Source organism: Croceitalea marina, from assembly GCF_042684265.1.
In the GTDB taxonomy this organism is placed as follows: Bacteria; Bacteroidota; Bacteroidia; order Flavobacteriales; family Flavobacteriaceae; genus Croceitalea; species Croceitalea marina.
Genome location: NZ_JBHULB010000006.1, coordinates 268337 through 282224, shown reverse-complemented (window position 1 = coordinate 282224; position 13888 = coordinate 268337). Strand labels below are relative to the sequence as shown.

General features: G+C 37.0%; 10 protein-coding genes and 1 pseudogene. 10 read left to right on the top strand and 1 reads right to left on the bottom strand.

Annotated elements, in window-relative coordinates:
* Positions 1-7: 7 nt before the first annotated feature.
* Positions 8-844, bottom strand: coding sequence for a dihydropteroate synthase (gene folP / locus ACFSQJ_RS03335; protein ID WP_377765523.1), 837 nt, complete (start codon positions 842-844; stop codon positions 8-10).
* Positions 845-933: 89 nt separating this feature from the next.
* Here folP and ACFSQJ_RS03330 point away from each other — a divergent pair, with 89 nt between their 5' ends.
* The 10 genes and pseudogenes from ACFSQJ_RS03330 to ACFSQJ_RS03285 all read left to right on the top strand — a co-directional run bounded on the left by ACFSQJ_RS03330 (position 934) and on the right by ACFSQJ_RS03285 (position 13870).
* Positions 934-1470, top strand: coding sequence for a DUF1599 domain-containing protein (locus ACFSQJ_RS03330; protein WP_377765521.1), 537 nt, complete (start codon positions 934-936; stop codon positions 1468-1470).
* Positions 1470-2555: pseudogene (locus ACFSQJ_RS03325) on the top strand (BT_3928 family protein); the annotation flags it as partial. The gene ACFSQJ_RS03330 and the pseudogene ACFSQJ_RS03325, both read left to right, overlap by 1 nt.
* A gap of 66 nt (positions 2556-2621) precedes the next feature.
* Positions 2622-3134, top strand: coding sequence for a DUF6624 domain-containing protein (locus ACFSQJ_RS03320; RefSeq protein ID WP_377765796.1), 513 nt, complete (start codon positions 2622-2624; stop codon positions 3132-3134).
* A 34-nt stretch (positions 3135-3168) separates the two neighbouring features.
* Complete coding sequence (gene tpiA, locus ACFSQJ_RS03315) at positions 3169-3918, top strand: triose-phosphate isomerase (protein WP_377765519.1); 750 nt, start codon at positions 3169-3171, stop codon at positions 3916-3918.
* Between the two features lie 10 nt (positions 3919-3928).
* Entirely contained in the window at positions 3929-4759 is an 831-nt protein-coding gene (gene prmA / locus ACFSQJ_RS03310) for a 50S ribosomal protein L11 methyltransferase (protein WP_377765518.1), read from the top strand.
* 86 nt (positions 4760-4845) lie between these two features.
* Positions 4846-5706, top strand: a complete 861-nt coding sequence (locus ACFSQJ_RS03305; protein WP_377765516.1) for a zinc-dependent metalloprotease — start codon at positions 4846-4848, stop codon at positions 5704-5706.
* Positions 5707-5843: 137 nt separating this feature from the next.
* The gene (locus ACFSQJ_RS03300; protein ID WP_377765515.1) at positions 5844-6122 is read left to right on the top strand and encodes an ATP-dependent Clp protease adaptor ClpS; all 279 of its coding nucleotides are present in this window, start codon (positions 5844-5846) and stop codon (positions 6120-6122) included.
* Between the two features lie 61 nt (positions 6123-6183).
* Positions 6184-8994 carry a helix-turn-helix and ligand-binding sensor domain-containing protein gene (locus tag ACFSQJ_RS03295; RefSeq protein WP_377765513.1) on the top strand — a complete coding sequence of 937 codons (2811 nt, stop codon included), beginning with the start codon at positions 6184-6186 and terminating at the stop codon, positions 8992-8994.
* A gap of 266 nt (positions 8995-9260) precedes the next feature.
* A complete protein-coding gene (locus ACFSQJ_RS03290) occupies positions 9261-12455 on the top strand; it encodes a glycoside hydrolase family 2 TIM barrel-domain containing protein (RefSeq protein ID WP_377765512.1) in 3195 nt (1064 codons plus the stop codon).
* A gap of 11 nt (positions 12456-12466) precedes the next feature.
* The gene (locus ACFSQJ_RS03285) at positions 12467-13870 is read left to right on the top strand and encodes a glycosyl hydrolase family 16 (protein WP_377765510.1); all 1404 of its coding nucleotides are present in this window, start codon (positions 12467-12469) and stop codon (positions 13868-13870) included.
* Positions 13871-13888: the final 18 nt, after the last annotated feature.

Genomic DNA, 13888 nt, shown 5'->3' with positions numbered 1-13888 from the left:
GAACTACTTACGAATCGTGCGATGCCTTTAATTCGTTGAAAAGGCCAACACATTCCATTGCTTCTTTAACGTCGTGAACCCTTAAAATATTGGCACCATTGATAAGGGCTTGCATGTTTAAAGCTGTCGTGCCGTTTAACGCGTTCTGCGCTGTTGAGCCGAGCGTTTTGTATATCATCGATTTTCTGCTAAGGCCGGCCAGAATTGGTAAATCAAAAGTTTGTACTAAATCAAGATTTGCCAATAGTTTAAAGTTTTGTTGAATTGTTTTGGCAAAACCGAAACCAGGGTCTAAAATAATATCATTTATTTTTTTTAGCCGAGCCTCTTTAACGTTTTCAGAAAAATAGAATAGCACTTCTTGAAGTAAGTCTTCGTAAGCGGTCATTTCTTTCATGCTCTGCGGAGTTCCTTTCATGTGCATCATTATATATGGAACTTGATGCCTTGCAACCGTATCCATCATTGTAGCATCTAATTTTCCTGCGGAAATGTCATTTATAAGGGCCGCGCCAATAGATAAACATTCAGTGGCTACCTTACTGCGAAAAGTGTCTATCGAGATCAATAGCGACGGAATTTCTTTTAGTATGAGTTGGACAATAGGTGTAATTCTTTGCAATTCTTCTTCGACAGAAATAGCTGTAGCCCCAGGTCTAGAACTATATGCCCCAATATCAATAAAGGTGGCTCCTTCAAAAAGCATTTTTTCAACTTGCTTTAGTATTTCGGATTCATCTTTATACTTTCCGCCGTCGTAAAAAGAATCTGGTGTTAAATTCAATACCCCCATTACTTTGGGTTTAGATAGGTCTACAAGCTTTCCTTTACAGTTTATGGTCATAAAAAATGTACGCTTTACAAGGTTTGTTTATCTTTGGCGAAGTGCATATGCACTGATAAAAGTCGAAATTTACGCAAATAAGCGCTTACATGCAGCAGACCTCTAAACAGTACGATGCGGTAATAGAATCGTGTAGAGAACTATTCCTCAAAAAAACAAAAGATTACGGTACCGCTTGGCGAATATTACGATTACCTTCTTTAACAGATCAGATTTTTATTAAGGCCCAACGTATTAGGGGTCTTCAAGAAAATGCCGAACGTAAGGTTGATGAAGGGGAACAATCTGAGTTTATTGGAATTATCAACTACTCTATCATGGCCTTGATTCAGATAGACAAAGGTATTTCTGAACAGCCAGATTTAAGCTTACAAGAGGCCGTTCAACTGTACGACGAAAAAGCCTCTCTTACCAAAACCTTAATGGAGAATAAAAATCATGATTATGGTGAGGCGTGGCGCGAAATGCGTGTTAGTTCTTTAACCGATTTAATTTTACAAAAGCTTTTACGCGTAAAACAAATAGAAGATAATAAAGGTAAGACCTTGGTTAGCGAAGGTATTGATGCCAATTATCAAGATATTATAAACTATGCAGTTTTTGCACTAATTCATTTATCGCAATAATGAAGTATTTAGTTGGTTTTTCAAGAATTTTTGTTGGCGTTCTGTTTATTATAAGCGGCCTCATAAAGCTTAACGACCCGGTTGGGTTTTCTTTTAAGTTGGAGGAATACTTCAGTCAAGGTGTGCTTGATCTACCTTTTTTTGAACCCTATGCATTGGCAATTGCAATCGTTGTGGTGATAATAGAAGTATTATTAGGTGTAATGCTTTTGATAGGATATAAGCCCAAATTTACGGTTTGGAGTTTGTTGATAATGATTGTGTTCTTTACGTTTTTGACCTTTTATTCAGCTTATTTTAATAAGGTTACGGATTGTGGTTGTTTTGGTGATGCCGTAAAACTAACGCCATGGGAGTCTTTTGGCAAGGATATAATTTTATTGGTGTTGATTCTAGTTTTGGTGGCAGGATCAAAATTTATGAAATCGATATTTAGAAATGCTACTGGTTCAGTGGTAATGGTGCTTTCGCTTTTAGGCTGTATTATATTCTGCTATCATGTTTTAAATCATTTACCGGTAAAAGATTTTAGGCCCTATAAAATCGGGGCTAACATTGAAGAGGGAATGCTCGTTCCTGAAGATGCGCCAAAGGCATTATATGAATATGCTTGGCGATTTAAGGTCGATGGTGAAGATAAGATTGTGGTTACTAACGGTGATTATCCAAGCGTAGAGGGGGAGTTTTTAGATGTAGAAACCACTGAAATTCAAAAAGGATATGAGCCTCCAATCCATGATTTTGCTATAGAAAAAGATGGCGAAGACTTTACATCAATTTATTTGGCCGAGGAGCGATTAGTTGCGGTTATTGCCTATGATTTGGCTAAAAGTAATTCTGAAACTTTTCATAAAGTTAAAGAAGTTACTGATGAAGCAATAAGGATGGGTTACAAAGTGATCGGCATGTCGGCCTCTGGAGAAGATAGGTCAAATGAATTTATTGAAGAATACGGATTAAATTTTGAGTTTTACTTTACAGATGAAACCACATTAAAAACTATAGTGCGTTCAAACCCAGCATTGTTGGTTATTGAAAAGGGAACCATTTTGCAAAAGGCACATTATAATGATTTAGATGAATTGAACCTAAAAGAGCCAAAAAATGGTATTTATTTCAATCTTGATTTAAAGAAAAGTTTGGATAGCGTAATGGTTTTAGATCAAAAATATAGGGCTAATTGGACCCCAGAGAACTGGTCAAAACAGATTGAAATTGATAGTTCAAATCTAGGTTACGTAGAAAAAATAATGAAAGAGCATGGCTATCCGGGAAAAAGTATGGTCGGAGAAAAAACAGCTAGTGCAGCATGGTACGTAATTCAACATTCTGATAAAATTGACGTTTACATAGATGAAATAAAGCAGGCCGCTGACAACGGTGAACTTCCTTTTAGACTATACGCAATGATGCTAGACCGGCATTTAATGTATAACGATAAGGCGCAAATATATGGAACGCAGGGTTCATCTTATTTTATAGGTTCGCCCAAAGAAATAAATTTCATTTGGCCAATTCAAAACCCCGACTCCGTAAATATTTTGCGAAAAGGAGTATTTGGAACTACGGTTGAAGAATACGGAAAAGATTTGTTTGGTGACGATTTTGAGTTCAAGAATCTTACCATAGAAGAAGCCCTAAAAATAAAGAATAGTGTAAACTAGAAAATTTAAAGTCAGTACAATAAACTTAAAAACTATGAGAACCAAAATAGTTGCAGGAAACTGGAAAATGAATAAGACGCAACAAGAAACAGAAACGCTTGCGGCAGAGCTAGCGGCCAAACTACCTGATACAGGTGCAGAAGTTATTGTTGCCCCTACCTTTGTAAATCTTACAACTGCGGTACGGAGCTTAGAGAACTCTGTTATTCAGGTAGCTGCGCAAAACATGCATTTTGCTGATAGTGGTGCCTATACGGGAGAAATTTCGGCGGATATGTTATTGGATATTGATGTTGATGTGGTCATTCTTGGTCATTCCGAAAGACGTTCACATTTTGGAGAGACCGATGATATGCTTGCTAAAAAAGTAAATACGGCCCTTGATAAGAATATGCGTATAATTTTCTGTTTTGGTGAAGAATTGGAGGATCGTAAATCTGACAACCATTTTGCGGTCGTAGAAAGTCAGCTAAAAAATGCGCTTTTTAGTTTAAAAGCTGAAGCATTTAAAAATATTGTTCTTGCTTATGAACCTGTATGGGCTATCGGGACCGGAGAAACAGCAAGCCCAGAACAGGCACAAGAAATGCACGCTTTTATTAGGAAAACAATGGCTGCCAAATACGATGCGGCAGTTGCTAACAACATATCAATATTATACGGCGGAAGCGTAAAACCGGCCAATGCGAAAGAAATTTTTTCGAAACCAGACGTAGATGGTGGGTTAATAGGCGGGGCTGCGCTAAACGCTGATGATTTTATTGCAATAGTAAGGGCAATATAATCAGACTTGCATGACCTATTTAGAGTTTAATTTTAAGGTAGTACCGTTAGAAGTTGGCACTGAAATCCTCATTGCCGAATTAGGTGAAGCAGGTTTTGAAAGTTTTGTAGAGAACGATTCAGGCTTTCTTGCTTATATCTTAAAATCGGACTTTGAAGAAAGCAAACTTAAAAACCTTCAGCTTTTAGGCAATGCTGAATTCGCGATTACATGGAGCTTTAAAGAAATAGAACAGCAAAACTGGAATGCCGAATGGGAAAAGAGTTTCAATCCGATTAGGGTCGGTGACAAATGTATGGTAAGGGCTCCTTTTCATAAACCAGAGAAGGTAGATTTTGATATTGTTATAGAACCAAAAATGAGTTTTGGTACGGGGCATCATGAAACTACTCATATGATGTTGCAGCACATTCTTGACCATGATTTTAAGGATAAATCTGTTTTGGATATGGGCTGTGGTACCGGAATACTGGCCATTCTGGCCGAAATGAAAGGCGCTAAACCGATAGAGGCAATAGATATAGATAACTGGTGCTATTTAAATTCAATTGAAAATGTTGAACGTAATAATTGTGAGCATATCGAGGTATTCGAAGGTGACTCGCGTTTGTTGGCTGCAAAAAAATATGATATCATTATCGCAAATATCAATAGAAATATTTTAATGGATGATATCCCAAAGTATTCAGAATGTTTGGCTAAAGAAGGTTTATTATTCCTTAGTGGGTTTTATAAAGAAGACCTAAATATTATTTCTTCAACATGTAATTTACATGCTTTAGAGTATTCTGGCAATCTTGAAAGAAACGATTGGATCGCTGCAGTTTATCGAAAAAGCTAAACAATTATGCATTTTACGAAATCGTTTTCGTAATTTTTTTCCTCATTGAAATAACCACTTAATTTTTAACCCTAAACCTTTTTACTATGAAAGATTTAAGAATCTTATCATGCGCTCTAGCGTGCGCATTTATTTTATCCTCTTGTGAGAAAGATACTGTTGACGAAACAGCGGTAGAAGCCAATAACGAGGGAGTAGTGCTTGATGCCGACTTATCACTTACTGAAGATGTGATGACTACACTTAAGACCAGTAATTTTAATACAAGTGAAGTGGGTATTATAGATTTTCATCTGCCTGATGGTTCAATTCAGAAGAGATACCAATTAGAAGGAGACATAGCTTTGTCAAAAGAACAAATGAATCAGTTTATAGAATTGGAAAGCAATAATGATAGAAACTATCATACCAATAATCTGGTAAACCCGAGAACCTTGTCAATAATTGGCTATACTGGCGGTAATTTTGCTTTGAGCAATAAAGAACGTACAGCGCTGCAGTGGGCTGTAAATAATTACAATCGATTGAATTTGGGGATTCGTTTTAACCTAACATTCGGAACGAACTTTCAGAATAAGGACATGGTCGTTTATAACAACACGATAAATAACCCTGGAGTAAGTGGCGGTGTTGCTGGTTTTCCAAGTAACGGCAACCCTAACAAGTTCATTCAAATTTATGGTTTAAGCAGTTTTTCTACGAATGTCAATGAACATGTTATAACGCATGAAATGGGGCATTCGGTAGGTTTTAGACACACAGATTGGTTCAGCAGGCAAAGTTGTGGAGAAAACATTAATGAAGGTGCCGGGAGTATCGGTGCAAATCCGATTCCTGGAACTCCGGCGGGATATGACCCAACTTCACTGATGTTGGCTTGCTTTAGTTCATCGGTAGATGGTGAATTTAACAGTAATGACGTTACAGCACTTAATTACCTGTATTAATCATTTCAATTTTTATAATAATCATGGTTATGACAATGTAGAAGAAGCGCCCTTAATGGGCGCTTCTTTAATTTTTGATGTTCTTTTTTGGGTCAAAAGGTTTATTTCAATACATTTATTCAAAAAGAAGGGTAATCATGTTTAGTACTAAAGAAAAGGTTTCCGAAGAACTACTGCTAGAAGAAGAAACTGTAAAGCAAAGCGAAATCGTACTTTTTAATGACGATGTCAATACTTTTGATCATGTAATAGACACCCTTATTGCTGTCTGTGAACACACCCCAGAGCAAGCTGAACAATGTTCTTTAATCGTTCATCATAATGGTAGGTGTACGGTAAAAACTGGCGAGTATGACGATTTAAAACCTAAATGTACTAGACTTTTGCAAGCTGGTCTAAGTGCTGAATTGGTATAAATCTTTTGCGATTTTCGTTCGCATTATTTTCTTTTCCTATATTTAGACAAAGCTGTCTTCTATGCGTGAGCAAATTACGTTTGTATCTATTTTAGCATTATTTCTGCTAAATTTCAAATTTGTTTCTGCTCAAGAGAATTATCCCATCCAAAATTTTCTGCCATCTGAATATGACGGGGAGAACCAAAACTGGTCGATTTCGCAATCTGCCGATAAATTAATTTATGTAGCTAATAGTAAGGGGTTGTTAGAATTTAACGGTGCAAGTTGGGCGCTTTATCCATCGCCCAATGAAACCATAATGCGTTCTGTAAAAGTTGTAGAAGATAGAATCTATACAGGTAGTTTTATGGAATTTGGGTATTGGACGAAAAACAACTTCGGTACTCTAGAGTATACTTCGCTATCTAAAAACATAAATGTTGATTTAATTGAAGACGAAGAGTTTTGGAATATTATTAGTATTGATGAATATATTGTGTTTCAATCATTGAAACGTATTTATATCTACAATATAAACGAGAACACTTTAAATACTATTGAGTCTAATAGTACGATTACAAAGATGTTCAAGGTCGGTCAAAAGATATATTTTCAAAGAATTGATAAGGGACTTTATAAAATTGAATCTGGCAAAGATTTTTTGGTTTTTGAAGATGATATCGTTCGAAACGATGAGGTAATAAATCTATTCGGTAATGAAGAAGCGCTATTAATATTGACCAAGAACAATGGATTCTATGAATTAGTTGACGAAGGGTTAATTCCGTCCAGCGGGTTTCCCAATGCCTTTTTAGCTGATTTCAGTCTATATGATGGGCTTCAATTAGATAATGGAAACTATGTTTTAGGAACAATCGCTGATGGTTTCGTCTATCTAAGCGATGAAGGGGAATTGCTTTCGCAAATTGATCAAAACTCTTCGTTATCAAACAATACCGTACTATCACTTTTTGAAGATTTAGAGCATAATATATGGTTAGGGCTCGATTACGGAATAAGCTATATAAATATTGATTCGCCCTATAAGGTTTATAATGATACTAGAAGTTCACTGGGTAGTGTTTATGCATCGGCTATTCATAACAACAATCTGTATTTGGGTACCAATCAAGGGTTATTTTATAAAAAATTGGATGGTAAGAATGATTTTAGCTTCATTCCTGGAACTCAAGGCCAAGTATGGTGTTTAGAGGTTATAGATGATAGTTTGTTTTGCGGGCATAACTCCGGAACCTATATGGTTAATGCAAATCAAGCCAAAAAAGTATCTAATGTACAGGGCACCTGGAAAATAGCTAAGTTGACTAATAGACCTCATCTTTTACTACAGGGTAATTATGACGGACTATACGTATTGGAGAAGCTTAATAATACTTGGCAGCTTAAAAACAAGATAAAAGGTTTTGATAATTCATCTAGATATTTTGAGACGCTCGGTAATCAAATATTCGTGAATCATGAATATAATGGTGTTTTTGAGCTTACTGTAAATGATTCTTTTTCAGCAGTTGAAAATGTACGTATAGATACCATAATAAAAGGCTCCAATTCTGGTATTGTAAAGTACAATGGAGACTTGTTATATGCTTATAAAAAAGGCATACTAAAATACAATCGAAACAAAAAAGGCTTTTTTAAAGACAGTTTGCTTAGCAGTATATATAATGAGTCGGAATATGAGTCGGGCAAATTGGTTGTTGACAATAATGCCAACCGCTTATGGGTTTTTAACCAATCAAATATCAGCTATGTGAGTCCCGATGGACTAACCAATACACCTAAGATTAAAAGCATTCCATTAACAAAAGAGATGCGAGACGGAATTTTAGGCTATGAGAATATCATAAACCTCGATAACCAAGGGAACTATTTGTTAGGTAATACCTCGGGTTATATTGTCATTAATACAAACGCTTTGAGGGCTAAAAGCTTTGAGGTTAAGATTGATGAAGTAAGTAACGGCGGTATTTATACGGATAAAAAAAACTATAGTCTTATATCGGATGGTAGTTATAATAGTAAAGAAAATGATTTCAATTTTTCATTTTACGCTCCAGAATACAATAAATTTTCAGTAACGCAATATCAATACAGGTTACTAGGAAGATATGAACAGTGGAGTGAATGGTCTGCAAAAGCCGAAGTACTTTATGAAAATCTTCCTCCTGGCGATTATGTTTTTGAAGTAAAAGGAAAAATAGGAAATGATCTTTCCAAGAACAAAGCTTCGTATTCTTTTGAAATAGCTAAACCTTGGTACATCAGTAATGTAATGGTCGTACTTTATGTTTTGGGGGTATTGCTTTTTTCATTCTTCATGCATAATATGTACAAGCGGTATTATAAGAAACAACGTGAAAAATTAATTGAAAAAAATAAGCGTGAATTAGAATTCACACAAATACGTAGTGAAAAAGAAATCATTAGAATTAAAAATGAGCAATTAGAACTAGAAAACAAGAGTAAGGGTAAAGAATTGGCGGCCTCCACAATGAGTATAATTAAGAAGAACGAATTGTTATCGACCATTAAAGAAGAGTTGAATAAAATAGCTGATCAAGAGGCGCTTAAACCAGTAGTTAAGATTATTGATAAAAGTTTAAAGCGCAATGATGATTGGGAACTTTTTCAAGAAGCCTTTAATAACGCCGACAGTGAATTTTTAAAGAAAGTAAAAAACCTACATCCGTCTTTATCTCCAAACGATCTTAAACTATGTGCATACCTAAGATTAAACCTATCGTCTAAAGAAATAGCACAACTTTTGCATATCTCACCAAGAAGCGTCGAAATAAAGCGCTATCGATTGCGTAAAAAGCTGGATTTAAAGCACGAAGAAAACTTGGTCAACTATATTTTAGGACTTTAGTTAGTACATCATTTCTCAATCTAGCCTCAACACTTAGAATTAGAACCTCAACATTACCTATACAGTCCATTTTTAACGGTATTTTTTTTGTCTAGCGATAATAAAGAAATACGTGTCTTTTTGAGTTTTTTATTAAACAAAAAGGGGTTCATATGGTAAATTCCTAAAATTTACACCCCAAAAATGTTATGTATACTTTTTGTAGGGGTTCATTTTATGGAATTCGCATTCTTTCCATATATATTGGACTAACCAAAAAAAACTAAATGGATACACTTCAGAAAAAATTACTCCAACTAACGTTTTTATTATGTACATCATTTGCATTTAGTCAAGCAGCGAATGTTTCTGTTGTTAATGATGATAATGGGGCGAGGCTAGTAGTCAATGGGGAGGACTTTATGATTAATGGTATGAATTGGGATTACATTCCAATTGGAACCAACACCGTTAATGCTAATTTTTGGAAAAAGTCTGATGACGTAATCAAGGCAGGTCTTGATACGGAGATGTCACTTTTAAAGAATATGGGTGTTAATGTGATAAGGCAGTATACCGGTGTCCCTGCAAAATGGATTCGGTATATCTATGAAAACTATGGTATCTATACCATGTTGAATCATTCTTTTGGGCGCTACGGCTTAACGTTGGATGGTGTTTGGACTCCGGTAACCATTTATGATGATGAGAAGACAGCTGCTTTTCTGATGGCAGAAATGGAAGAGCTGGTTAAGGGCTATAAAGATACCCCTGGACTTCTAATTTATCTTTTAGGAAATGAAAACAACTACGGTTTGTTTTGGGCTGGGGCGGAAACAGAAGATTTTCCCGATGATGAAGGAGAAAAGCAATTTATTGGTGAAAAACGGGGTCGACCTATGTATCGACTAATGAATGAAGCCGCAAAGCTTATGAAAGCTGCTGACCCATCTCACCCCGTAGCTATTTGTAACGGAGATGTACTCTTTATTGATATAGTTGCCGAAGAATGTAAAGACGTCGATATCTATGGAACAAATACGTATCGCGGGGCTTCTTTTGGTGACATGTTTCAAGTTGTTAAAGAAAAGCTTAATAAACCAATAATGTTTACCGAGTTCGGTGCCGATGCGTTTAACGCGGTTGAGAATAAGGAAGATCAATATTCTCAGGCCTATTACATGGTAGAGAACTGGAAAGAGATTTATCAGAATGCCGCTGGTTTGGGTAAAGCCAACAATTCTATTGGTGGCTTTACATTTCAATTTAGTGATGGATGGTGGAAATTTGGTTTTGACGATAGAAAGAATGCCGATGTTCACGATAATAATGCATCCTGGTCCAATGGTGGTTATGCAAGGGATTTAGCATCGGAAGGGGCGAATAACATGAATGAAGAATGGTTTGGAATTTGTGCAAAAGGCGCTACAAACCCCAGAGGTCTGTATGAACTTTACCCTCGGGCGGCCTATTATGCTTTACAGGATGCGCATCAATTAAATCCGTATGATGAAGGAGTTAATCTTGATTTTGTAAACAATCATTTTAAAAATATTCAATTGATGGATGCCGTGCTCAAAGCACGTGGTGATAAAGCTGCCTTAACATCAGAGCAAAGTGATTTACTTCGGCTAAGTAACCTTCAAGCGAAGTTCTCAACCTTTAGCACTGGTGGTAATTTACTAACTACACCTAATAATGCAGATCCTGATGACCCGAACACCTTTCCTAATCAACTAGGTTTTGACCATATGCAATCTTACTTTATTGGTGTTGAAGGAAAACCGGCACCGAATATGAGAGCTGAGGTCAATGTTAATGTTGTGGGTAATGTGGCACAAAATCCTATAAATGAAATTTTTTATGAAAATAATTCTAGACCTATAGAAGTCAATACAGATCAAGGTAATGTTCTTGTTCAAGATGTAAATAGAATAAGAGTATATCAAGCAGAATTTGAATGGAATGCGAAAGAGTTTGATTTAAGAGGTTTTTACAGAACAGGTCATTACCATTGGGGTTACGAAGGTGACTTTTTCGGTTTTTATCCTGAAGCTAATTATGGACCTAATCTTGACATTTATAATGGTGAGATCTTAGGTATGGAAGTTGATGGTAAGGGCGCTTTAAAAGGTCTAAAAGCCGCAATTGGACCTCAACTATGGTGGGGTGCTAACCCTACAATGCTTTTTAAGTACAGCACCCACCTAGGTAAGTTCGGAGTTACCGGTATTTACCATAGAGATTTCGAAAAAGACGTCGTTCTTGATGATAACGGAAGACGTTTACTAGATGTAAACCAAACGCGTAGTGGGGTTATCCCCGCATGGCCTACAGAAAGAGCTTCTATCGCTATCGAAAGGGAATTTGGCAAATTTGGGATTGCTCTTGGAGGAATCTGGAGTGGTAGTCCACTTAACGATATTGCCTTTCAAGATGTTAGAGGTGAATCCGGCAATTATGTGGTGTTTGAAGATAGAATTCAATCAACGGACAACTGGGGCGGTAAGGTTAAAATAACCTATGAAGGCGGAAAGTTCAACTGGTACGGCCAAGCGGCTGCCATGGGGCTCATCGCGAACGGGGGTGCAGACCAAACATTGACCTTTACAGGTTGGAAATTAAGAGATTCAGGTAGCGGCAATCAAACGAACGTTTTATCGGGCTTTACATTCGCTACCGGTAATTTTCAAATTGCACCAAATTTCTTGTGGCAAAAGCCTCTGGTAAATGCAATGCCAAATGATGTTCAGGGCCCCGGTCGTTTAAGAAATATAATTGATGACCCATTTTCGGTACGAGCAAACCGTGAGACTGTAGGTGGGGAGATATTGTTGACCTTTGATCCAACACCAGGAACATGGATGTATGAGTGGGATAATGATAGATCAGAAGACGCCAAGTTCGCAGCGAATTTAGGTTTTGTGTATCGTCACCTTCCTACAACGCAAGATGCGGCTATTGGATTTTTGGCGAATCGTACTTTTTTCGCTTTTCCAAACTCAGCTCCGGCCGAAGACTTATGGGAAGTGCATTCAAGAATGGTATCTAAGCTAGGGTCCGATTTCGGAATAATCGGAAACTTCTATTACGGTAATGGTCAAGCAAATGGAGACAGTGATCGATTGATAAGACGTTTTGGTGGAGACATTAGAATGCTTTATAAAAAATGGAAAGTACAGTATACCCAGAAAATTAATGATTGGGGACCATTTGATTATCACCGCGATTTCAACCTAACCTATCCTGTACAATTGATGTTGGATATATCTACGACTCTTGGTAAACCAGATTGGTTTATTCTACCAAGCACGCAAGTCGGTATTAGAGGTACATGGCGTTCCTTGAACGAGTTTTCACCAAGGTACCTTCCTAACAATGCTCTAGAATTTGCTACGGAGCCAATTATAAGTCCGGTCGGATTTGGAAATGGTAGCGAATGGGAAATAATGACTTACGTACACATCAATATCGGGAAATAAAAGAGAAAAAAATGGAGAATAAAAAATATATCAATTTACGTTTTATAATTCTTTTAAGTTTAGGGATTAGTATTTTTTCCGGCTGTGAAAGAGGACTCTCAGATGATGTAGAATTTGCAGAATTTCCGTCTAATGGTGATGTTTTTTTAGATGCTTTTTCATCGGGATTGGATTACTTCCCTTTTGTTGATGCAGGGGCTGATCCTGAAGCATTTAGTGTTGAAACTGAGGAGGTTTTTGAGGGAGATGCCGCCATGCGATTTGATGTACCTTCCTTTGGTAATGGTTTTGTAGGGGCTACCTTTAATACAACGGCCAAGAGAAATCTTTCGGAATTTGATGCCCTAACCTTTTATGCAAAAGCTTCAAAAGCTGCATCAATTGATGCTATAGGTTTTGGAATTTCCGGAGAAACAGGTAATCAATTTCAAGTAACACTTAACGGTTTGCAAGTCAGTACAAGATGGCAAAAGTATGTAATACCGATACCAGACGCATCAAAACTAATCGCAGAAACAGGTTTGTTCTGGTTGGCGGAGGGTGCTTCTTTTGAAGGAGATGAAGGCGGTTATTCCTTGTTTTTTGATGAAATTCAATTTGAAAACCTAGGTACTATTGCCCAGCCTAGTCCTGCTATTTTTGATGGTCAAAACGCTGTAGAAAACACCTTTACTGGTTCTAGCCTTGCTGTTAGTGGACTTACCCAGACATTCAATTTAGAAAGCGGAGTCAATCAAACTGTAACCGTGGCCCCATCGTATTTTGATTTTACATCTTCTAATACCGATGTGGCTATAGTTAATGAAAGAGGCGAGATTTCTGTTGTAGGTGAAGGAACGGCTGAAATATCCGCAATTCTTGCAAACGTTGCCGCAAGTGGTAGTTTAGAGGTTATATCAGGTGGTGGATTGCAAGCAGCCCCGACACCAACGTTACCGCAAGCAAATGTAAGTTCTATTTTTAGTGATGCCTATGTAAATGCGACTGAAAGCAATTTTACTCCTGGTTTTGGTGGCTCCACTACAGAGACTACAACAACCTCCGCCAATGGCGACGCAGTACTATCATATGTCAACAACAACTTTACCGGAATCATTTTCGATAATACTGTCGATGGCTCCGCAAGAACTTTTTTACACGTTGATGTATTTGCTCAAGAAGCAAACATCGAAGTAGGGCTACAAATTAGAGACGTTGGGGCCAATCAAACCATAGAATCTGATAACAATGGTTTTCCAATAGCAGATGATGTCGATTTTAGGTTTACGCTGAACAACTTAACAGTTGGTGAATGGACTTCTTTTGACATTCCACTTTCAGGAGATATAGCAAATCAGAAAAATAATTTGGGGGCAATCATTCTTGTGGGTGGACCAAATTTCTTATTGGATAACATCTATTTTTTTAACGAGTAAAAGAAATTTAAAAAAGAG

Excerpts from the sequence above, each read along its gene's own strand:
- folP (WP_377765523.1), bottom strand. The coding sequence starts at position 844 with ATGACCATAAACTGTAAAGGAAAGCTTGTAGACCTATCTAAACCCAAA.
- ACFSQJ_RS03330 (WP_377765521.1), top strand. The coding sequence starts at position 934 with ATGCAGCAGACCTCTAAACAGTACGATGCGGTAATAGAATCGTGTAGA.
- ACFSQJ_RS03320 (WP_377765796.1), top strand. The coding sequence starts at position 2,622 with ATGGTTTTAGATCAAAAATATAGGGCTAATTGGACCCCAGAGAACTGG.
- tpiA (WP_377765519.1), top strand. The coding sequence starts at position 3,169 with ATGAGAACCAAAATAGTTGCAGGAAACTGGAAAATGAATAAGACGCAA.
- prmA (WP_377765518.1), top strand. The coding sequence starts at position 3,929 with ATGACCTATTTAGAGTTTAATTTTAAGGTAGTACCGTTAGAAGTTGGC.
- ACFSQJ_RS03305 (WP_377765516.1), top strand. The coding sequence starts at position 4,846 with ATGAAAGATTTAAGAATCTTATCATGCGCTCTAGCGTGCGCATTTATT.
- ACFSQJ_RS03300 (WP_377765515.1), top strand. The coding sequence starts at position 5,844 with ATGTTTAGTACTAAAGAAAAGGTTTCCGAAGAACTACTGCTAGAAGAA.
- ACFSQJ_RS03295 (WP_377765513.1), top strand. The coding sequence starts at position 6,184 with ATGCGTGAGCAAATTACGTTTGTATCTATTTTAGCATTATTTCTGCTA.
- ACFSQJ_RS03290 (WP_377765512.1), top strand. The coding sequence starts at position 9,261 with ATGGATACACTTCAGAAAAAATTACTCCAACTAACGTTTTTATTATGT.
- ACFSQJ_RS03285 (WP_377765510.1), top strand. The coding sequence starts at position 12,467 with ATGGAGAATAAAAAATATATCAATTTACGTTTTATAATTCTTTTAAGT.